We start from the raw sequence: 20,600 nt of genomic DNA, 5'->3' as shown, positions 1-20,600 counted from the left end.
CCATGCGAACGGCTCCGATGCCCGAGCTCGCCACGGTGCGGCTCCCCGAGCTGCGCACGATCGAGGCCACGCACGAGTCGGCCCAGGCCCAGGGCTACGCCGTGGGCTGGGCCCAGGGCCGCCGCGAGGCCGAGGCGGCAGCCCGCGCCGAGGCGGACGAGCGTGCCCGCGCCGCTGCGCTGCGCGAGGCCCGCCGCGACGCCGAGGTCGCCGACGCCGTCGCCGCGCTGCGTGCCGCGGCCCGGGAAGCGCACGAGCGCTTCGCCGCGTCGTGCCGCCGCGTCGACGAGCAGGCCACCGCGCTGGTGGTCGAGCTCACCCGCAGCCTGGTCGGTGCCACCGAGCCGGCCCACGACGTCGTCCTCGACCGCGTCCTGGGCCTCCTGCCCGAGCACGCCGTGGTCTCGGTGCGGTTGCACCCGGACGTGGCCGCCGTGGCGGGTGACCTGCGCGAGCAGGGGGTCGTCGTCGTGGCCGACCCCACCCTGGGGCGCGGCGACGCGATCGCGCACGCCGAGGACCACGTCGTCGACCTGCGCGTCGACGAGGCGTTGTCCCGGCTGGCGGAGGTGCTGCGATGACCACCCTGACCGCCGACCTCGCCGCGAGTGCGTTCGCTGCCGTGGCACCGCAGCGTCTCGGCCTGGTGGCCGAGGTGCTCGGCCTCAGGATCCGCGTCACCGGGCTGTCCGCCGCCGTCGGCGACCTGCTCGCGGTCGACGGTGCCAGCACCGTGCTCGCCGAGGTCGCGGCCAGCGACCCGACCGGCCTGACCTGCCTCCCGCTGGGCAGCACCACCGGCCTGCGGGTCGGCGACGTCGTACGGCCCACGGGCGGGCCGCTCCTCGTGCCGGTGGGCGACGAGCTGCGCGGGCGCGTGCTCGACGGCCTCGGTCGCCCGGTGGACGGCGGACCGGGGCTCGACCACCTCCCGAAGGTGGAGGTCTCCCGCACCCCGCCCGCCGCGCTGAGCCGGCCGCCGATCGACCACCAGGTCGGTCTCGGGGTGCGTGCCCTCGACGCCCTGACCCCGTGCGGGAGCGGCCAGCGCATCGGCATCATGGCCGGCTCCGGCGTCGGCAAGTCGAGCCTCCTGTCGATGGTCGCACGCGGCACCGACGCCGAGATCTCCGTGATCGCGCTCGTGGGCGAGCGCGGCCGCGAGGTGCGCGAGTTCATCGAGAACGACCTCGGTCCCGAGGGTCTCGCCCGTTCGGTCGTCGTGGTCGCCACCTCGGACGCGCCGCCCGTCGAACGGCTGCGTGCCGCGGGCGTGGCCACGCGCATCGCCGAGCACTTCCGCGACGCGAGCAAGCACGTCGTGCTGATGATGGACAGCCTCACCCGTGTCGCGATGGCCCAGCGCGAGATCGGCCTCTCGGCCGGCGAGCCGCCCGCCACCCGTGGCTACCCGCCGAGTGTCTTCACCCTGCTCCCGCAGCTGCTCGAGCGCGCCGGCACCTCGGCGAACGGCAGCATCACCGGCCTCTACACCGTGCTGGTGGAGGGCGACGACATGCAGGACCCGATCGGCGACACCGCGCGATCCATCCTCGACGGCCACGTCGTGCTCTCGCGCCGGCTCGCGACCGCCGGCCACTTCCCCAGCATCGACGTGCTCGAGTCGATCTCCCGCGTGACCCGTGCCGTGACGGACCCGCAGCAGCGCGCCGACGCGACCAGGCTCCGCCGGCTGCTGGCCGCGCACCGCTCGGTGCGTGAGCTCGTCGAGATCGGGGCGTACGTCCGCGGCGCCGACCCCGACGCCGACGTCGCGCTCGCCCGGATGCCCGCCATCGATGCCTTCCTGCGCCAGGACATGGACGAGTCCACCGACCTCGCCGACACCTGGCGCCTGCTGCACGAGCTGGTGGCCTGATGGCGCGCACCTCCGACCACGATCCCGACGCCGGGATGAACGCCGTCGCCCGCGTGCGCGGCGTGCGCGAGCAGGACAGCCGGCTCGGTCTGTCCCGTGCCGCCGCGGACGAGCGCGAGGCGGACCGTCGCCTCCACGCCACGAGCGCACAGCTGGCCGCCAGCCGCGACCCCGAGCAGTGCGACGCCGCCACCTTCGCCTCGGCGCGCACCTTCGCCGCCGGTCTCGCGCTGGAGGTCAGCGCCTCCCGGGCCGCGCTCGCCACGGCGGAGACGGTGACCGTCGCGGCTCGCGAGCACTGGCAGCACGACCGCACCCGCCTGGCCGCCGTCGAGCTCCTGCTCGAGCGACGAGCCGAGCAGCGACGCGCCGAGCGCGCGCGCCGGGAGCGGGTCGAGGTCGACGACCTCACCGCCGCGCGGTGGCTCCGCGGCCGACCGGCGGCTCCCACGACGGGTGGGACGCCATGAGCATCACCGACGTCACCGCCCGGATCTCCCAGATCCAGGCCCAGCTGGCCATGCTCCCCGCCTCGACCTCGTCCTCGGTGACAGGTGCCGGCGGCTTCTCGGACGTCCTCAGCCGTACGACGTCGCCCACCGGCGCCACCACCCGCGTGACTGGCGAGCAGGTCTCGCTCAAGGCCCTCGAGCTGGTCGGCCTGCCCTACGTGTGGGGCGGCACCGACCCGCAGCGCGGTGTCGACTGCTCCGGGCTCGTGCAGACGGTCTACGGGTCCTTCGGCATCGACCTGCCGCGCCTGTCCGCCGACCAGGCCCGTGCCGGCACGGCCGTGCCCAGCATGGACCAGGCGCGCCCCGGCGACCTGATCGCGTGGGACAACTCCAGCCGCAACGACGGCGCCGACCACATCGCCATCTACCTCGGCGACGGCCGGATGATCGAGGCGCCGCGGCCCGGTGGCTACGTCCAGATCGTCAAGGTCACCACGCCCCCCGACTACATCCGGCGCGTGCTCCCCGACCCCGCGTCCGCCACGACGTACGCCCCCACCTCCCTCCCGTCCGCGCGCACCACCGGGGGCACCGTGCCCGCCGGCACGCCGTACGCCGACGTGTTCCGCGCCGCCGGGGCCGCGCACGGCGTCGACCCGGCTCTGCTCGCCGCGGTGGCGCGCCAGGAGTCCGGCTTCGACCCGGGCGCCGTGAGCCCGGCCGGTGCGCGCGGCCTCATGCAGCTGATGCCGGGCACCGCCCGTGGCCTGGGTGTGCAGGACCCGTTCGACCCCGTCCAGTCCGTCGACGGGGCCGCCCGGCTGCTCGATGACCTGATCGGGCGGTTCGGCTCGGTCGAGCTCGCCCTCGCCGCCTACAACGCCGGTCCCGGTGCCGTCCTGCGCTACGACGGCGTCCCGCCCTACCCCGAGACCCAGGACTACGTCGCCTCGATCATGTCCGACCTCCACCCCACGTCGCAGGAGCCCCGATGACCATCGCCCCGGTGCCGACCGGCGTCCCCGGACCCGTCCCGACCACTGTCCCCACCCCCGTCCCGCTCACCGGCGCGGACGTCGCCGGGACGACGGCGGCGTCCGGACAGGCGGCCCCGGGCGACGCGTTCGCCGCCCTGGTGGCCGGCCTGCTGGCCGCGTCCGCCGCGCCGGAATCCGCGGGGCCAGCGACAGGCACCAGCCCGGAGGGCTCCGACGAGACCGAGTCCACCGGTCCATCCACCGATCCGTCCACCGATCCGTCCACCGATCCGTCCACCGATCCGTCCACCGATCCGTCCACCGACGCATCTCGCGAGTCCGGCGCGACCGCCATCGACCCGCTCGCCGCCGGGCTCGCCGCCCTCGCAGTCGTGCCCGACGTCGTCGCCACGTCCACGCCCCCCGCCACGGCCGCAGCCGACGCCGGACCCGCCGCCCCCGTGGTCGACCGGGCAGCAGCGACGCCCGCCACTCCGGCCACGCCGGGTACACCGGCCGGCCCGGCCGCACCTGCCACGCCGGCCACCCCGGCGATGCGAGCCACCCCCGCTGACAAGGCCGCGACTCCGGCCATGCCCGCCACCCCCGCCACCCCGGCACACGTCGAGGCGACGCCGGGAGGCCCCAGTCGTCCGTCGCCCGGACACGACCGCGGCACGGACGAGCAGCCCACCGACCTGTCGGGCGGGCCGGCCCCGAGCGCTCCTGCGCCCGACGCCGCAGCGCCCGACGCGCCTGTGCCCACCGCGAGCGCCGCCCCGGGGCCCGCTCCCGAACCCGGTCAGCCGGGCAGTCCCCACCTCCTCGCCACGCAGGCGCCATCGCCCTCCGCCGCCGCGCACCGTCCGGCCGCGACCACCGGCGCCGCACCCACCCCGGTCGCGCAGCTGACGCCCGAGGTGACGCGCCTGGTCTCGCGTGGAAACGGGGTGCACCGGCTGACCATGCGGCTGCAGCCCGAGGCCCTCGGCGAGGTGCGGGTGACCCTCACCGTGCGCGACGGCGCGGTCCGGGTGCATCTCACCAGCGGAGACGACGCGGCCCGCGCCCTCGCCGACGGGGCGCCCGAGCTGCGCCGCGTCCTCGAGCTCGCCGGCGCGTCCGACGCCCGCGTCGTGGTGCGCGACCTCGCCGGCCAGCAGGCCGGCACCGGCGACTCCGCAGGGGGCTCGCCCGACATGACGTACGACCCTCGTGGCGGAGGCGGCGCCGAGTCGTCGCGCGGCGACGGCGGACAGCAGGACCAGCACGCACGGACGCGTGGTGGAGCAGGAGCCAGGGACGGCCTCACCGACGCAGCGGACCCGCTGCGTCCCCAACCGGTCAGCGTCGCCCGCCCGGGTGTCGACCTGACCATGTGAGGAGGACACGTGACGATCTCGGCCAACGAAGCCATGACCGGCACGACCGGCACGACCACCGCGTTCCCGACGCCCTCGACCACGTCGGGGACCTCGAAGGACAAGCAGATGTTCCTCGAGCTGATGGTGGCGCAGCTGCGCTACCAGGACCCGTTGAACCCGGCGGACTCCGGCGAGTTCCTCGCCCAGTCCGCGCAGTTCACCTCGCTGGAGAAGATGCAGGACGTCTCCGACCGCGTCGGTGCCCTGCTCGGCACCCAGATGGCCTTCGGCGCCGGCGCCATGGTCGGTCAGCAGGTCTCGTGGATCGACGCCGACGGCGCCACCACGCACACCGGCTCGATCGGCGGCGTCACCTTCGGCGCCGAGGGACCCGTCTTCGACATCGACGGAGCCCAGGTCCCGCTCGCCCAGCTCCTCTCGGTGGGCACGACCACCCCGGTCACCCCGCCCCCGACCACCGGCTCGACCACTCCCGCGGCCTGAGGGCCGTCATCGAAAGGATCCACCATGCTCCGCTCACTCTTCTCCGGCATCAGCGGCCTGCGCGCCAACCAGACGATGCTCGACGTCACCGGCAACAACATCGCCAACGCCAACACCGTCGGCTTCAAGTCGACCACGACCGTCTTCCAGGACACCCTCAGCCAGGTCATGCGCGGCGCCGGTGCCGCGACCCCCACCACGGGCGGCACGAACCCCCTCCAGGTGGGCCTCGGCGTCCAGGTGGCCGCCACCCGCGGCAACTTCAACCAGGGCTCGGCGCAGGCCACCGGCGCACCCACGGACCTGATGATCCAGGGCGACGGGATGTTCATCCTCGGCTCGGGTGCCGAGCGCGTCTACACCCGCGCCGGTGCCTTCACGTGGGACGAGGCGGGCAACCTCGTCTCGTCCACCGGCAAGAAGGTGCAGGGGTACGCCCCGGGCGACGCCGGTGGCACGTTGATCGACATCAACCTCGACTCCCTCGCCGCGACCCTCCCGGCGGGCGTCGAGATGACGTCGTACTCCATCGGCGCGGACGGGGTCCTGCGCGGCACCTTCTCCGACGACGTGCAGCGCGACATCGCCATTGTGGCCGTCGCCGACTTCACCAACCCGGCCGGTCTCGAGCGGGTCGGCGAGACGGCGTTCCGCGCCACCTCCAACTCCGGCGCCCCCGACCTCGGCGTCGCCGGTCAGGGGACCCGCGGGTCCCTCATGGTCGGCACCCTCGAGATGTCGAACGTCGACCTCGCCGCCGAGTTCACCAACCTCATCCTCGCCCAGCGGGGGTTCCAGGCCAGCTCGCGCGTGATCACCACGTCCGACCAGGTCCTCGAGGAGCTCGTCAACATCAAGCGCTGACCGACCGGTCGGCGTCCAGGCCGCCGGTTCCCCTCAGGTCGGGGGACCGGCGGCCGAACTACCGGAAGAGGCCCACGGACGGGCCTCGCGTCCAAGCACAGGGATGGTGCACTGACATGATCTTGCTGACCCGACTCTCGGGGACCGCGTTCGTCCTGAACGCCGACCTGATCGAGCGACTCGACAGCACGCCCGACACGGTGGTCACCCTCGTCGACGGCAAGAAGTACGTGGTGGCCGAGGACCTCCTCGAGGTCGTCGACGAGGTACGCGCCTGGCGCAGCGGCATCATCGCCGCGAGCGGCATCGGCGGCGTGGAGGCCCCCTCGTCGTCCCACCGCGCGCACCTCACCGCGGTGTCGACCCGCCGCGACGTCGAGGGAGAGGCCTGATGGACCCGGCAACCGCGATCGGCATCGTCGTCGGCCTCGTCATCATCTTCGTCTCCCAGATCATGGAGGGCGGCAACCCGATGAGCCTGATGCTCATCGCCCCGATGCTGCTCGTCTTCGGCACCACGATGATGGTGACCCTGGCCGGCGGGACGATCGCCGACGCCAAGCACGCCCTCGGTTCGCTCAAGACCGCCTTCGCCGGCGGCGTGCGCCCGGCGGGCGAGGTCGTCCCGATGATCGTCGCGCTCGCCGAGCGCGCGCGCCGCGAGGGGCTCCTGGCCCTGGAGGACGAGCTGAAGACGGTCGACGACCCGTTCCTGGTCAAGGGCGTCACCCTCGCCATCGACGGCACCGACCCCGAGGAGGTGCGCGAGATCCTCGAGGCCGAGGTCTACGCGACCAAGGCGCAGGGCAAGCACTCGGCGAAGTTCTTCGCCGACGCCGGAGCCTACGCGCCGACCATCGGCATCATCGGCACGGTCATGGGACTGGTGCACGTCCTGGAGAACCTGGCCCAGCCCGAGGAGCTCGGCCACCTCATCGCCGCGGCCTTCATCGCGACCCTGTGGGGCGTGATGTCCGCCAACGTCATCTGGCTGCCCATCGGCAACCGGCTGAAGCGCCTCACCGAGCTCGAGGCGGCCCGCATGGAGCTGGTCATCGAGGGCGTGGCTGCCATCCAGGCCGGCGCGAACCCGCGCGTCATCGCCCAGAAGCTGTCCTCGCTCCTGCCCGCCGGCGAGCAGCCCGCCGCGAAGGCGGCCTGAGGTGTCCGGCGGGGGGCGGCGGCGCCGCGAGGAGCACGAGGAGCACGAGAACCACGAGCGGTGGCTGGTCACCTACGCCGACATGGTCACGCTGCTGATGGTGCTGTTCATCGTCATGTTCGCGATGAGCTCGGTCGACCAGAAGAAGTTCAACGCCCTCAAGGACGGCCTCGCCGCCGGCTTCGGCGACTCGACGTCGGTGATGACCGGCTCGGAGTCCACGCTCGACCAGCCCGGCGTCGCCGCCATCGCGCCGGTGCGCGCGGAGAACTTCATGGGCTCCGGACCCACCCCCTCCCAGCAGCGTGCCGAGCAGGCAGTGGCCCAGCAGGACCGTGAGTACGCCGACGCGCAGCTCGAGGTCGCCCGGCTCGACGAGCTCGGCAAGAAGCTCGCCCGCGCCCTGCGCAGGTCGGGCCTGGCCGGGGACGTGACCCGGAGCGTCGACGACCGCGGCCTGGTGCTCAGCCTGACCTCGCGGCACGTCGTCTTCGAGCCCGACCGCGCCGAGCTGAGCCCGCGTGGCCAGCGCGTGCTGCAGGTCGTGGCTCCGGTGCTGCGGGGGACGACCGAGGACCTGCGCATCGACGGCCACACCAACCAGGTGCCAGTGAAGCCGCGCTTCTTCGCCACCGACTGGGACCTGTCCTCGGCCCGCGCGATCACCGTCCTGCGCTACCTCAGCGAGGTCGGCCACATCCCCGGCACCCGCCTCAGCGCCGCGGCGTACGGCCACGAGAGGCCGCTGGTCGACCCGTCGAAGCCGGGCTCCCAACGCATCAACAAGCGGGTCGACATCGTCGTCCTCTCCGCGCTGCCCGCCGCGTCCCGTGAGCTGCTCGACGACGTCGCCGCGGCCCGGCCCACCCCCGAGAAGAACCCGTCCACTGGAGGAGAGTCATGAGTACCGCCACGCTCGAGAAGCCCGCCGCGGGCGCCGACGAGGTGCCGGCCAAGGGCGGCAAGAAGAAGCTGGTCCTGATCGTCGTGGTGCTCCTCGTCGCGGGCGCCGCGGGCTGGTTCTTCTTCCTCAAGCCCTCCGGCCCGAAGGAGCCGGAGCCGGGTGAGGTGCTGACGCTGGAGCCGATCCAGGTCAACCTCGCCGACGGTCACTACCTGCGGATCGGCCTGGCGCTGCAGCTGACCGCCGACGCGAAGGAGGCCGACGGCAGCGAGGCGCTCGACGCCACCATCGACCTCTTCAGCGGGGTGGACCAGGCCGAGCTGATGAAGCCTGGACAGCGCCAGAAGCTCAAGGACGAGCTCACCGAGACGCTCGACCACGACTACGAGGGCGCCGTGATGGAGGTGTACTTCACCGAGTTCGTCACCCAGTAGCCGGGTTCGCGTCGCACCGAACCCTCAGGTCCCCGGCCGGCAGGCCGATACCGGTTGTCGTGACGACGCTGCAGCCGCCTCGCGGACCCGCGCACCCCGGTGCCCGGGGTCGTCGGCGCGCCCGCAGCGGCTCCGCGCCCGCGGCCTACGACTTCCGACGCCCGATCCAGCTCTCGCGCGAGCACACCCGGCTGCTGCAGGTGAGCCTGGAGGGCTTCGCGCGGCAGATGGGCACGGTCTTCACCGCGGCGCTGCGCTCGGTGTGCACGGTCGAGCTGGACGGGGTGGCGCAGCAGACCTACGCCGAGCACGTCGACTCCCTCGACGCGATGAGCTACGCGGTCACGGTCGGCATCGACCCGGTGCCGGGCCTCGCGCTGCTCGACGTGCCGCTCCCGGCCGTGATGAGCGCGCTCGACCTCATGCTCGGCGGCCCGGGCTCGGAGACGCAGCCCGAACGCCCCCTGAGCGACATCGAGGGCGCCGTCGTCGACAAGGTCATCGGTCGGTTGCTCGCCGAGCTGGGCACCGGCCTGGCCGGCATCGTCGACATCACCCCGACCCACGTCGGCACGGAGTACCACCCCCAGCTCGCCCAGGCCGCCGCGCCGGGCGACGTCGTCGTGGTGGCGACCTTCGACCTCCTGATCAAGGAGCGCTCGCACCGCATCACCCTGTGCCTGCCCTTCACCGGCCTCCACCCCTTCCTGGCCCGCGCAGCCGCGCCCGCGGCCGTCTCCGAGCGCGAGCGGGCCCTGCGCTCGCGGGCCGCAGAGCTCGTCGACCGCCGGTTCCAGGACGTGCCGGTCGACGCCGTCGTCCGGTTCCGCCCCACCCGCCTCGACCCCGGCACGCTCACCCACCTCGCGGTGGGGGACGTCGTACGCCTCGCGCACGGGGCCGGCGCGCCGCTGGACGTCGTCGTCGGCGACGCCACGTTCGCCCACGCGACGGCAGGCGTCCACGGCGCACGCCTCGCCGCCCTGGTCGTCGGCAGCGCCAGCACCAGTGCCCACACCAAGGAGAGCTCATGACCGCCGTGACCGACCTGCCCGCCGCCCTGGGGGCTCGCCTGCTCCCCGCCGCGACCGCCGCCGCGGAGGTGCTCCCCGCCCCGACGCCCCTCGTCGCGGGCGAGCCGGCTGCCGGTGACGTGGCCGGGTGTGCCGGTTTCGCCGGTGCGAGCGTGGCCGACCTGCACCTGCCGGGATCGCCCCGCATCGCGGTCCTCGTCGGCGCCGACCTCGTCGCCGCCCTGGCCGAGAGCCCGATGGGCGGCCTCGACCTGGCCGCCGCGACCCAGCCCGCGCTCGACGCGGCCGCCGCCGCCCTCGGGGTCGGCTGCGGAGCCGCCCGCGAGGTGGCGCTCGACGCCGTCCCCGCGGACCTGGGCAACGCCTTCACCCTCGTCCCGCTCGTGGGCGACGCCGCACCGGCGGGCGCCTTCCTGGTCTCCGACGGCGCCGCGGCCGCCATCGACGCGGTCCGCGGGTCGGACACCTCCGCCCCGGGCTCGCCCGCTGTGTCCACACCGGTCGCCGCACGCGGGATCGAGATGCTCCACGGTGTCGACATGGAGGTGACGGTCGAGCTCGGCCGGGCCCGCCTCACCGTGCGCGAGCTGCTGGCACTCTCCCCGGGCGAGGTGCTCGAGCTGGACCGCGCCGCCGGGAGCCCGGCCGACCTGTTGGTCAACGGCCGCCTGATCGCCCGGGGCGAGGTCGTCGTCGTGGACGAGGACTTCGGGCTGCGCGTCACCGAGATCGTCGACGAGACGACAGCGGGCTGACGTGCTCGAGCTGACCGTGCGACTGGTCGCCTCCCTGGCGGTCGTCGTGGGACTGATGCTGCTGCTCGCCCGCGTGGTGGGCAGGCGCTACGGCGCCCGCGCCGGCGCGCCGGTGCAGGTGCTGCACCGCCAGGCGCTCTCCCGCGGCGCGTCGGTCACGGTCATCAGCGTCGGCTCGCGGGTGCTGCTCGTCGGCGCCACCGACCAGCAGGTCAGCCTGCTCACCGAGCTCGATCCCGACGAGCTCGCCGACCTCGAGACGCCCGGGGACCCCGACGGCGTCGCGGCCGACGAGGCCGACGAGGCCGGGCTCACCGCCGTCATCACCGAGGACCTCGCGTCCGCGTTCGCCGCGGACGTCGCTCCGGCGCCGCCCGTCGTGGCGGCAGCGCCGTCGCCGTCCCCTCGCGGTGCCCACCGCGCGGTGACGCCGCGGGCGGCCGCCAGCCGGTCGGCGTCCCGCTCCGCCGCCCGCTCGTCGATGCGCGCGAGCGTCGCCGACGGCGCTCTCGCCGGCTCCGTGCTCTCCCCCCAGACCTGGCGGCAGGCACTGGCCGCCGCCACGGGCAAGGCGTCGTGAAGGCCCCGGCTCGCCGGCCCCGGTCCGTCCGGCTGGTCCGGCTGATCGGCGGTGCGCTCGCCGCGGCCGCGCTCGGCCTCGCCGTCGTCCTCGGCCTCTTCCTCGCCCCGGCGTCCGCGGCCCCGGTCACGCCGGGCCTCGTGAGCGCGAGTCCGGCGGTCCTGTCCCCGGCCGCGCTGCCGATGGCACCCGACGGGCCGCGCGGCCCGAAGGCGCCGCAGGGTCCGGCCGGTCCCGGCTCCGACAGCTCGGTCACCATCGACCTCGACGGGATCACCGACAAGCCGAGCACGCCGGTCACGGTCATCCTGGCGCTGTCGCTGCTCTCGCTGCTCCCGGCGATCCTGCTGACCTGCACCAGCTTCACCAAGGTCCTCGTCGTGCTGGGCCTGACCCGCAACGCCCTCGGGCTGCAGCAGATCCCGCCCAACCAGGTGCTCGCCGGGCTCGCGCTCTTCCTGTCCCTGTTCATCATGGCCCCGGTGCTCGGCCAGATGAACGACACCGGGCTCCAGCCCTATCTCGCGGGCGACAAGACCGCCTCGGCGGCGTACGGCGACGGGGTGCAGCCCCTGCGCGACTTCATGCTGGAGCAGACCGGCGACGACGAGCTGAGGCTGCTGACCAACGTCGCCCAGCGCGACCTGCCGAAGGACCGGGCGGACGTCTCGATGGCCACGCTGGTGCCGGCATTCGTGCTGAGCGAGCTCAAGCAGGCCTTCATCATCGGCTTCATCATCTTCATCCCCTTCCTGGTCATCGACATCGTGATCAGCGGCGCCCTCATGGCGCTCGGCATGATGATGATGCCGCCGGTCATGGTGTCGCTGCCCTTCAAGCTCCTCCTGTTCGTCCTGGTGGACGGCTGGGGGCTCGTCATCACGTCCGTCGTCTCGAGCTACCGGTAGGCCACCGTGACCGACACCACCGTCATCAACATCGCCCTCCAGACCATGGTGGTCGCGCTCAAGCTGTCGGCGCCCATCCTGCTGACCTCGCTCGTCATCGGCTTCACGATCTCGTTGTTCCAGTCGATGACGCAGATCCAGGAGTTCACGCTGGCCTTCGTCCCCAAGCTCGTCGGGGTCGGCGTGGCCCTGGTCGTCTCGGGCGGCTGGATGCTGCAGACCCTCATCGACTTCACCCAGGACCTGTTCGCGATGGTCCCGACCCTCCTGGGCTGAGCGGTGACCCTGACCGTCGCGGGCGAGCCGCTCCTGGCCTACCTGCTGGCCTCGATCCGCATCATCGCGTGGCTGGCGCTGGTCCCGCCGTTCGCCGGCCGCGCGGTCCCCGTGGCGGCGAAGGTCGTGCTCTCCCTGGGCCTCGCCTTCGCCGTGGTCCCCACGGTGGAGCGCGGCTCCGTCCCCGTCACGACCGGTGAGCTGCTCGTCACGACACTCACGCAGGTCGTCATCGGCTCCGCGCTCGGCCTGGTGACGTACGTGCTGCTCGCGGCCGTCGCGACGGCCGGCTCCCTCATCGACACCTTCGGCGGCTTCCAGCTCGCGCAGGGCTTCGACCCGCTGTCGATGAACATGAACACCGTCTTCGGCAAGCTGCACCAGATGCTCGCTGTGATGATCCTCTTCGCGACCGGCGGCCACCTGCTCGTCCTCGGCGGGCTGCTGCGCACCTTCGAGGTGCTGCCCCTGGGTGAGACGCCGCGCATCGACGGCGCCTCGCACGTGCTGGTCACGGCCGTCGGGATGTTCTTCGTCACCGCGGTCCAGATCGCGCTGCCCCTGATCGCGGTGCTCTTCGTCGCCGACCTCGGGCTCGCGCTGCTCACCAAGGTGGCGCCGCACCTGAACGCCCTCAACGTCATGTTCCCGGCCAAGATCGGCCTCACCCTGCTGCTGCTCGGCCTGTCCTTCCCGGTCCTCCCGGAGGTGGTCTCACGTCTGGTCGACCTGGCCAACGAGGCCCAGTTCGCGCTCGTGAGCGGGTGAGCGATGTCGGAGGAGAAGACCGAGAAACCGACAGCGCGCCGGCGACGCGAGTCGCGCAAGGAGGGTCGGGTCCCCCGCACGCAGGAGATCGGCGGGTGGGCGACGCTCCTGCTCGTGGGCATGCTGCTGCCGTCGCTGCTGGGCCGCGAGCTCGCCGCGATCGCGGAGCTCATGCACCAGTGCTTCACGCTGCGCGGGCACGTCGAGGTCTCGGACGCGACCACCCTGCTCGGCCGGGGCGCCCGCCACGTGATGGTCACCCTTGTCGCCCTCGGCACCGGGGTGATGCTCGTGGGCGTCGGGTCCGCCGTCGCCCAGGGCGGGTTCTTCCTCGCCACCAAGAGCGTCAAGCCGTCGCTGAAGAAGCTCAACCCGCTCCAGGGCCTCAAGCGCATCTTCGGGCCGCAGGCGCTCTGGGAGGGCGCGAAGATGCTGCTCAAGAGTGCGGTCGTCGGGTTCATGGTCTACGGCGCGGTGACGTCGCTGATGCCGCTGATCGGTGGGCTGGTCCCCGTGGCGGCGGTGCTCCAGGCGGTCCGCGACCAGGTGCTCTCGCTCGTGCGCAGCGTGGCGGTGGCCGGGCTCGTCATGGCCTTCGTCGACTACGCGATGGTGCGCCGCCGGATGGGCAAGCAGACCCGCATGTCCAAGCACGAGGTCAAGCAGGAGGCGAAGCAGACCGAGGGTGACCCGATGCTCAAGGGCGCCATCCGCTCGCGCCAGCTCGCCGCCTCCCGCAACCGCATGATGGCCGACGTGCCGAGCGCCGACGTCGTGCTGGTCAACCCGACGCACGTCGCCGTCGCCCTGCGGTACGACGCCGAGCGCGGCGCGCCGCGGGTGGTGGCGCGCGGGGCCGGCCTGGTCGCCCAGCGGATCCGCGAGCAGGCGGCCGAGCACGACGTCCCCCTGGTGCGCGACATCCCCCTCGCGCGGGCCCTGCACCGCTCGACCGTCGTCGGGCAGGAGATTCCCCCGGAGCTGTACGCCGCCGTGGCCCAGGTCCTCGCCTTCGTCATCTCGCGCCGTTCGGGCGGGGCTCGCGGGGGCGAGCACCGCAGCCCACGTCACGAGGCCGACCTGCCGCAAGTGCCGGTCGCGGGCCGCCGCCGTCGTACCCCTGCGCTCGACGCGCCGAACTCCTCAGGAGCGCTCGCGCCCGGCCGATGAGGACGGATGAGACCAGGACGGTGTCACCGGTGCCACGGACGGCGCGCCCCGCGCTACGCGCTCGACCCCCGAGAGGCACTCCGTGGTTCCCAAGCGTCTGCTCCAGCTGGGCGTGCCCGGCGGCATCGTGATGATCATCGTGATGCTGGTCGTCCCGCTGCCTGCGGTGGTGCTCGACATGCTCATCGCGCTCAACATCACCAGCGCCCTGCTCGTCCTGCTCGTCGCGATGTTCGTCCACCGTCCGCTGGAGTTCGCGGCCTTCCCCGCCGTGATCCTGGTGCTCACCCTGTTCCGCCTGGCGCTCAACGTCAGCGCCACCCGCCTGGTCCTGCTCGACGGCTACGCCGGCAAGGTGATCGACACCTTCGGCCACTTCGTCGTCGGCGGCTCGCTCATCGTCGGGCTCATCGTCTTCGCGATCCTCCTGGTGATCCAGTTCGTCGTGATCACCAAGGGTGCCGAGCGCGTCGCCGAGGTCGGTGCCCGGTTCACCCTCGACGCGATGCCCGGCAAGCAGATGGCCATCGACGCCGACCTCAACTCCGGTCTCATCGACGAGGACGAGGCGCGTCGGCGCCGCCACGAGGTGCACGCGGAGGCGGACTTCTACGGTGCGATGGACGGTGCGTCGAAGTTCGTCAAGGGCGACGCGATCGCGGCGATCATCATCACCCTGGTGAACCTGCTGGGTGGCTTCGCGGTCGGCATGGCGCAGCGGGGGCTCTCGCTCGGCGACGCCGTCTCGACCTACAGCCTGCTGTCGGTCGGCGACGGCCTCGTCTCCCAGATCCCGGCCCTGCTGCTCTCGACCGCGACCGGCCTCATCGTCACCCGCAACACCGGCGACTCCGACATGGGCTCCGACATCGTCCGGCAGCTCACCTCGAACAAGCTCCCCCTCCAGATCGCCGGCTTCGGCGCCCTCGGGATCTGCCTCATCCCGGGCCTGCCCAAGCTGCCCTTCATCTGTGCCGGCGGGATCATGCTGCTGGCCTCGACGCGGGTGCCCGCGCCGGTGGAGGCGGAGGACAGCCTGCTCGTCGAGCAGGTGGCCGGCCCCGCGCCCGACTCGCCCGAGCTGCTCGCCGCCGAGATCCAGGTCGACCCGCTCGGACTGGAGCTCTCGCCCGACATCATCGACCTGGTGGACGCGGCCAGCGGCGGCGACCTGCTCGACCGCGTACGGGCGCTGCGGCGCAAGATCGCCGGTGAGCTCGGCATCATCGTCCCGCCGGTGCGCACCCGTGACAGCGCGGACCTGCCGATGAGCACCTACGCCATCCGTCTGTTCGGGATCGAGGTGGCGCGCGGCGAGGCGCCGCGTGGCACCGTCCTGGCCATCGGGGACAACGTGGCCGCCCTGCCCGGCCAGCCGACGCGTGAGCCGGTGTTCGGCCTCGAGGCGTCCTGGATCCCCGCCGAGCTGCGGGTGCAGGCCGAGCTCAACGGCGCGACCGTGGTCGACCGCGCCTCCGTGATCACGACCCACCTCGCCGAGGTGGTGGGGCAGCACGCCGCCCGGCTGCTGGGACGCGAGGACGTCAAGACGCTCACCGATCTCGTCCGACGCAGCCACCCCGTCGTGGTCGAGGAGCTCACGCCGCAGCAGCTCAGCCTCGGCGAGGTCCAGCGCGTGCTGCAGGGGATGCTGGTCGAGGGCGTCGCCGTGCGTGACCTCGTCCGGATCTTCGAGGCGGTGTCGCTGCGCGCGCAGGTCACGAAAGACCCCGACCTCCTCGTCGAGTCCGCCCGCGCCGCGCTCGGACCGGCCATCGCCGCCCCGCACCTCATCGACGGGGCGGTGCACGTCATCAGCTTCGAACCGGGCCTCGAGCAGCGGATGCTCGAGTCGGTCCGCCCGGGGGACCAGGGCTCGGTCGTCGCGCTCGACCCACTGGTCGGCCAGAGCGTGCTCGGCGAGCTCTCCGACCTCCGCACCGCCGCCGAGGAGCGTGGCCTGCGCCCCGTCGTCGTCTGTGCGCCGCAGCTGCGGGCGGCCGTGCGACGCATGGTCGCTCCGGTGCTGCAGACCACGGCGGTGCTCTCCTACACCGAGCTCGTGGGTGCCGCGCAGGTCCGCTCGGTCGGCACCGTGACCGGCGACCGGCTGGCGGTGACGGCGTGACCCCGAGCCGCGCTCCCGTGCGCCTGCGCCAGTCCCGTTCCCGTCCTCGCCCCCGTCCACGTCCACGTCCGCGAAGGGATCCCGCATGAAGCCGATATCGGGCGCGATGCTCGTCGTCGCCGCACTCCTCACCTCGCCGGCGCTCGCCGAGGCTGCCGCCGGTGACCTTCCCGTCGACGTGGCGCTGGTGCGCTACCTCGTCGTGGCCGGCCTGTGCTGGGTGGTGCTGTCGCTCGCCTCGGAGTGGCTGTGGTCGGACTCCTCGACCCCGGTCACCGGAACGGCGGCGTCGGTCACCGAGTCGGCCCCCGTGCCCGAGGACGACGTCACCGCCTCCTGAGCCCCGAGCGGCACCCTCCAGCTCAGCCGCGTGCCGCGAGGCTCGGCGGCCTCGACGACCAGGTCTCCGCCGAGCTCCCGGGCCCGGGAGCGCAGGTTGCGCAGGCCGTTGCCCGGCAGGTCGGACGCGGACATCCCCCGGCCGTCGTCGGTCACCACGAGGTTGAACCAGCCCGAGTCGACGAAGACGTCCACCTCGCACCGCCCCGCGGCGGCGTGCCGCGCGCAGTTGGACAGCGCCTCACGGAGCACGACCGTCGCCTGGTCGGCGAGCTCGGGCCCGACCAGGGAGTCCACCGCTCCCCGGGACCGCACCACGGGGAAGAACCCGAGCACCGCGTCGTACTCCCGGGCGAGGGCCAGCACGTCGCTCCGCACGGACCGCGAGCGGCCGCGCTCGAGCTCGAAGATGGTGCCGCGGATGTCCCTGATCGACTCGCCCATCTCCCGGATCGCCTCGTCGACGTGCTCGCCGACGTCCTCACCGCTCGCCGCTCCGGCCCGGAGCCTCAGCGACGTGGCGTAGAGGCGCTGGATCACGACGTCGTGGAGGTCGCGGGCGATCCTGTCTCGATCGGCGGCCAGGACCGCGTGATGGCGCTCCTGCTGCAGGACGGCGTGGTCGAGGACCAGGGACGCGTGCCGTACGAAGTCCCCGAGAAGCTCGCGGTCATCGGTGGACCGGCGCGGTCGCGCGTGGTCGAGGACCATCACCACGATGCCGGCGTCGGCGACCTTGGACTGCAGGGGCATGCCCCAGACGGTGTGGGCCTCGCGCCGGACCGCGAACTCGCGCTGGTCGTCCTGCGCCCGTCGGACCTCGTCGGTGACCGAGGCGAGGGTCCGTGCCAGGAAGTCGTCGACCACACCCGCCGAGGCGATGACGTCGATGCCGTCCGGGCCGGACGACACGACCGCCGCGGCACGCGCGCCGGCGATGCGATGTGCCCCGTCGGCGATGCGCTCCGTCGGAGCGGTGAGGAGGAACGGCGGTTGCACCGACTGGTCGACCGCTGCCGCGAGCCGCAGCGACTCGCGGCGACGCTCGCTGAGGGTGTAGCTCAGCGCGTTGCGCACGGCGACGCCGGTGACCCGGCCGAGGACCTCGATGGCCTCGACCCCTTCCGTCGCGAACGTCCCGCCCTCCGGTTCGAGGAGGAGGAGGTCGGCGTAGAGCCGGCCGTGGACGACCACCGGCACGCGCAGGACCTCGGCACCCGTCTCCGGGTCACGCACCCTCGACAGGTGCTCCTGCGGCGGGTGTCCGGGCTCTCCCATCAGGCCGGCGGCGCCGAGGCGCTCGCGCAGCGCGGCCGCGGCGTCGCCGTCGATCCCGTAGGTGCGCAGGAGGGCACGGGCCGGTTCGTCCTCGGCGGGGTCACCCTCGAGGAGGTCCTCCTCGGGTCCCTCGTCCACGACGGCGAGGGCGGCGGCCAACGCGCCCGTCCGGTCGGCCCCGATGTCGACAGCCCGTTCGAGGACCGCGTCGACGTCCAGCACCGAGACGATGGCCAGCAGGTCGGACCGGCGGAGCGCCGGATCGCCGGAGAAGACCATGCCGGCCATTCAAGCAGCCGGCTCGGGCTCTGTGGCGCTTCTCGAGCTGCGCTTCGACGAGGGGAAGGAGGGCCGCGCCGCCCGGCTGCGAGGTCGCTGCCGGGCGGGGCTGTCAGCTCGGCTGCGGCGGGGACGGGTCCGCGCCGTCGACGGTCGCCTCGTCGTCCTCGTCGCGGTGCGCGGACGTCTCGGGATCAGGGTCGACGTGCGCCGGTGCCTCGGGCTCGAACGGGTCCGAGGGCTGGGGCGTGCCGGCCTCGCCGGGCATGTCGGGCTGGGCGTCGTGCGCGCTCATGGTGCACTCCTCTCGCGGACGTGACCCGGTCGTACCCCGGCTCGGCGCGAGGGATGCGTCCGCGGCTCGGTCGACTCGTGCACGTCACGGGCACAATGACGCCGTGACCACCGCGACCACGTCCCGCTCGGCGTTCGACGAACCCGTCGACGCGCCGCCGGTGCGCTGGACCGCGTCCCTGGTGATGCTCAACCTCGGTCTGATGGCCGGGTGGTTCGGTCCGATCCAGGTGCTGCTCGCGCAGCAGGCCGCCCGGGTGGCGGACGCCGAGCCCGGCGGCCTGAGCAAGGAGCTGCTGCTCTCGGTCGTGCTGTTCGTCGGCGCGATGATCTCGCTGCTGGCGAACCCGGTCTGGGGCGCGTTCTCGGACCGTACGCGCTCGCGCCTCGGCCGCCGCGTGCCGTGGGTCATCGGCGGGGTCCTCATCGGCGCGGTCGGGCTGCTGCTGCTGTCGGGCGCCGACAGTGCAGCGGCGATGATCCTGGGCTGGAGCCTCGTGCAGCTCGCCCTCAACGCGGCCTGGGCCGGCGGCACCGCGGCCGTGCCGGACCAGGTGCCGGTGCCCCAGCGGGGCCTGATCGGCGGGATGATCGCGATCGCCGGAACGGTCGGCGTCCTGCTCGGGATCAAGATCGCCGAGTGGACCGGCTCGATCGCGCAGGGCTACGTCGTGATCGCGGTCGTGATGCTGGTCCTGTCGGTGCCCTACGTCCTCGGCTCCCGCGACATCCCGCTGCCAAGCGACCACGAGCTCGCACCGATGGACTGGAAGCAGCTGCTGCGGTCCTTCTGGGTCTCGCCGAAGGAGCACCCGGACTTCGCGTGGGCCTGGGTGACCCGGTTCCTGGTCAACCTCGGCAACTGGATCGCGCTGAACTACCTCTTCTACTACCTCACCGACGGCCTCGGCTTCACCGACGACGACGCCACCGCCAAGCTCGGCCTGCTCGTGCTGATCTACGGCGGCACGACCGTCGCGACCACGGTCGTCGTGGGTGCGTGGAGCGACCGCGTCGGTCGCCGCAAGATCTTCGTGACGTGCTCCGGCCTGCTCATCGGGCTCAGCATGCTCGTCCTCGGGACGTGGCAGGCCTGGCCCGGCGCGCTGCTCGCCGCGGTCGTCCTCGGCGCGGGGTTCGGCGTCTACCAGGCCGTCGACTTCGCGCTCATCACCCAGGTGCTGCCCGGCGCGAGCGACCGCGCCAAGGACCTGGGCGTGATCAACATCGCCTCCGCGCTGCCGCAGGTGATCGCCCCGGCGGTCGCGGGCCTGATCCTGGTCGTCGTACGGGCCGCGGGTGGGAGCGTGGCCACCCAGGGCGAGTCGTTCTCGGTCGGCTACGGCGTGGTCTACGCGGTCGGCTTCGTGCTCTGCGTCCTCGGCTCGGTCTTCGTCACCCGGATCCGCTCGGTCGCCTGAGCGCTCCGGTCGGCCGGGCAGCGGTGAGCAGCACACGTTCTGACCGTCGGGAACCTGTCGTTGCTCACCGCTGCGCCGGGTGGCGGTGAGCAGCGCGCCTTCTGACCGTCCGGAACCTGCTGTGCTCACCGCCCGGCGGTCACCGCCCATCTGCGCGTCGTACGGCGCCCGAGGTAGGAGTCAGCGGGAGATCGTGATCGCGAGGCCGAGGAGGTGCTCGAGCCGGGCGAGCTCGGAGTCGAGGAACTCCGGACCGCCGCGGCGGCCCATCAGGACGACGTCGTCGCCGAAGGGGGCAGCGCACTCGACGTAGACGTCGTCGCCGGGGAGCCGTACGGGCTCGGTGACGGGCTCGAACGAGAACGTCGTGGGTGCGGCGTCGGTCGCGTGGACGACACGGCCGCCGTCGGCCGTGACGCGCGCCGCCCAGTCGACGCGGAACGCGATCGGCAGCAGGTCGACCAGCCGGTCGCGGGCGGTCGAGGGGTCCTCGGTGAGCGACTCGACGACCTCGAGGTCGAGGAAGAGGTTGCCCCCGGCGGCGTAGCGGTTGATCCACAGCACGCTCACGCCGTCGAGCACGCCGCACGCGGAGACGATCGAGTCGGGCATCGTGCCGTGCGGGATCTCGAGCAGGACGTCGTCGACCGCGTAGCCGTCGCGCTTCTCGACGATCTCGATCGCGTCGATGTCCCCGCCGGCCTCACCGATCGCGCTCGCGACGCGGCCCAGCGATCCCGGGACGTCCGGGAGCTCGACACGCATCAGGTAGGGCATGCGACGAGGCTAGCGGGACTCTGTGTCGCGGAGATTTCCACTGGCCGCCT

General features: G+C 73.2%; 23 protein-coding genes. 20 read left to right on the top strand and 3 right to left on the bottom strand.

Annotated features, from left to right (window positions below; all coding sequences use genetic code 11):
• The first annotated feature begins 2 nt into the window (after window positions 1–2).
• The 19 genes from L2K70_RS11555 to L2K70_RS11465 all read left to right on the top strand — a co-directional run bounded on the left by L2K70_RS11555 (window position 3) and on the right by L2K70_RS11465 (window position 16,162).
• Window positions 3–581, top strand: coding sequence for a FliH/SctL family protein (locus L2K70_RS11555; protein WP_236402012.1), 579 nt, complete (start codon window positions 3–5; stop codon window positions 579–581).
• Window positions 578–1,879 carry a FliI/YscN family ATPase gene (locus L2K70_RS11550; protein WP_236402010.1) on the top strand — a complete coding sequence of 434 codons (1,302 nt, stop codon included), beginning with the start codon at window positions 578–580 and terminating at the stop codon, window positions 1,877–1,879. Before L2K70_RS11555 ends, L2K70_RS11550 begins: the two co-directional genes overlap by 4 nt.
• Entirely contained in the window at window positions 1,879–2,349 is a 471-nt protein-coding gene (locus L2K70_RS11545; RefSeq protein ID WP_236402008.1) for a flagellar FliJ family protein, read from the top strand. The genes L2K70_RS11550 and L2K70_RS11545 overlap by 1 nt, the downstream gene beginning before the upstream one ends.
• Entirely contained in the window at window positions 2,346–3,329 is a 984-nt protein-coding gene (locus L2K70_RS11540; protein WP_236402006.1) for a transglycosylase SLT domain-containing protein, read from the top strand. Before L2K70_RS11545 ends, L2K70_RS11540 begins: the two co-directional genes overlap by 4 nt.
• Window positions 3,326–4,693 (top strand): flagellar hook-length control protein FliK, encoded by a 1,368-nt coding sequence (locus L2K70_RS11535; RefSeq protein ID WP_236402004.1) that lies wholly within the window; start codon window positions 3,326–3,328, stop codon window positions 4,691–4,693. Before L2K70_RS11540 ends, L2K70_RS11535 begins: the two co-directional genes overlap by 4 nt.
• Before the next feature lie 9 nt (window positions 4,694–4,702).
• Window positions 4,703–5,179: a flagellar hook assembly protein FlgD gene (locus L2K70_RS11530; RefSeq protein ID WP_236402002.1), complete on the top strand. Its 477-nt coding sequence runs from the start codon at window positions 4,703–4,705 to the stop codon at window positions 5,177–5,179.
• A gap of 24 nt (window positions 5,180–5,203) precedes the next feature.
• Window positions 5,204–6,043 carry a flagellar hook-basal body complex protein gene (locus tag L2K70_RS11525; RefSeq protein ID WP_236402000.1) on the top strand — a complete coding sequence of 280 codons (840 nt, stop codon included), beginning with the start codon at window positions 5,204–5,206 and terminating at the stop codon, window positions 6,041–6,043.
• A gap of 116 nt (window positions 6,044–6,159) precedes the next feature.
• Entirely contained in the window at window positions 6,160–6,435 is a 276-nt protein-coding gene (locus tag L2K70_RS11520; protein ID WP_236401998.1) for a flagellar FlbD family protein, read from the top strand.
• The gene (locus tag L2K70_RS11515) at window positions 6,435–7,205 is read left to right on the top strand and encodes a motility protein A (RefSeq protein WP_236401997.1); all 771 of its coding nucleotides are present in this window, start codon (window positions 6,435–6,437) and stop codon (window positions 7,203–7,205) included. Before L2K70_RS11520 ends, L2K70_RS11515 begins: the two co-directional genes overlap by 1 nt.
• A 1-nt stretch (window position 7,206) precedes the next feature.
• Window positions 7,207–8,109 carry an OmpA/MotB family protein gene (locus tag L2K70_RS11510; protein ID WP_236401994.1) on the top strand — a complete coding sequence of 301 codons (903 nt, stop codon included), beginning with the start codon at window positions 7,207–7,209 and terminating at the stop codon, window positions 8,107–8,109.
• Window positions 8,106–8,543, top strand: a complete 438-nt coding sequence (locus tag L2K70_RS11505) for a flagellar basal body-associated FliL family protein (RefSeq protein WP_236401992.1) — start codon at window positions 8,106–8,108, stop codon at window positions 8,541–8,543. Before L2K70_RS11510 ends, L2K70_RS11505 begins: the two co-directional genes overlap by 4 nt.
• 59 nt (window positions 8,544–8,602) lie before the next feature.
• Entirely contained in the window at window positions 8,603–9,577 is a 975-nt protein-coding gene (locus tag L2K70_RS11500; RefSeq protein ID WP_236401990.1) for a flagellar motor switch protein FliM, read from the top strand.
• Window positions 9,574–10,332, top strand: a complete 759-nt coding sequence (fliN, locus tag L2K70_RS11495) for a flagellar motor switch protein FliN (protein ID WP_236401989.1) — start codon at window positions 9,574–9,576, stop codon at window positions 10,330–10,332. Before L2K70_RS11500 ends, fliN begins: the two co-directional genes overlap by 4 nt.
• 1 nt (window position 10,333) lies before the next feature.
• Complete coding sequence (locus tag L2K70_RS11490) at window positions 10,334–10,912, top strand: FliO/MopB family protein (protein WP_236401980.1); 579 nt, start codon at window positions 10,334–10,336, stop codon at window positions 10,910–10,912.
• Window positions 10,909–11,820 (top strand): flagellar type III secretion system pore protein FliP, encoded by a 912-nt coding sequence (fliP, locus tag L2K70_RS11485; protein WP_236401978.1) that lies wholly within the window; start codon window positions 10,909–10,911, stop codon window positions 11,818–11,820. Before L2K70_RS11490 ends, fliP begins: the two co-directional genes overlap by 4 nt.
• A gap of 6 nt (window positions 11,821–11,826) precedes the next feature.
• Window positions 11,827–12,096, top strand: coding sequence for a flagellar biosynthesis protein FliQ (gene fliQ / locus L2K70_RS11480; RefSeq protein WP_236401975.1), 270 nt, complete (start codon window positions 11,827–11,829; stop codon window positions 12,094–12,096).
• Between the two features lie 3 nt (window positions 12,097–12,099).
• Entirely contained in the window at window positions 12,100–12,864 is a 765-nt protein-coding gene (locus L2K70_RS11475) for a flagellar biosynthetic protein FliR (protein ID WP_236401974.1), read from the top strand.
• Between the two features lie 3 nt (window positions 12,865–12,867).
• Entirely contained in the window at window positions 12,868–14,034 is a 1,167-nt protein-coding gene (locus L2K70_RS11470) for an EscU/YscU/HrcU family type III secretion system export apparatus switch protein (RefSeq protein ID WP_236401973.1), read from the top strand.
• 82 nt (window positions 14,035–14,116) lie between these two features.
• A complete protein-coding gene (locus L2K70_RS11465; RefSeq protein ID WP_236401972.1) occupies window positions 14,117–16,162 on the top strand; it encodes a flagellar biosynthesis protein FlhA in 2,046 nt (681 codons plus the stop codon).
• A 192-nt stretch (window positions 16,163–16,354) separates the two neighbouring features.
• On the opposite strand, the gene L2K70_RS11460 is transcribed toward L2K70_RS11465, so the two are convergent.
• Window positions 16,355–18,058: a sensor histidine kinase gene (locus L2K70_RS11460; RefSeq protein WP_236401971.1), complete on the bottom strand. Its 1,704-nt coding sequence runs from the start codon at window positions 18,056–18,058 to the stop codon at window positions 16,355–16,357.
• A gap of 112 nt (window positions 18,059–18,170) precedes the next feature.
• Window positions 18,171–18,353: a hypothetical protein gene (locus tag L2K70_RS11455; protein ID WP_236401970.1), complete on the bottom strand. Its 183-nt coding sequence runs from the start codon at window positions 18,351–18,353 to the stop codon at window positions 18,171–18,173.
• 103 nt (window positions 18,354–18,456) lie between these two features.
• Here L2K70_RS11455 and L2K70_RS11450 point away from each other — a divergent pair, with 103 nt between their 5' ends.
• Entirely contained in the window at window positions 18,457–19,773 is a 1,317-nt protein-coding gene (locus tag L2K70_RS11450) for an MFS transporter (RefSeq protein WP_236401969.1), read from the top strand.
• A gap of 180 nt (window positions 19,774–19,953) precedes the next feature.
• On the opposite strand, the gene L2K70_RS11445 is transcribed toward L2K70_RS11450, so the two are convergent.
• Window positions 19,954–20,550, bottom strand: coding sequence for an ACT domain-containing protein (locus tag L2K70_RS11445; protein WP_236401968.1), 597 nt, complete (start codon window positions 20,548–20,550; stop codon window positions 19,954–19,956).
• Window positions 20,551–20,600: the final 50 nt, after the last annotated feature.

This window comes from Nocardioides potassii (assembly GCF_021648885.1).
GTDB classification, from domain to species: Bacteria; Actinomycetota; Actinomycetes; order Propionibacteriales; family Nocardioidaceae; genus Nocardioides; species Nocardioides potassii.
The sequence above is the reverse complement of the archived record's forward strand: the minus strand, read 5'-3'. Positions and strand labels throughout refer to the sequence as shown.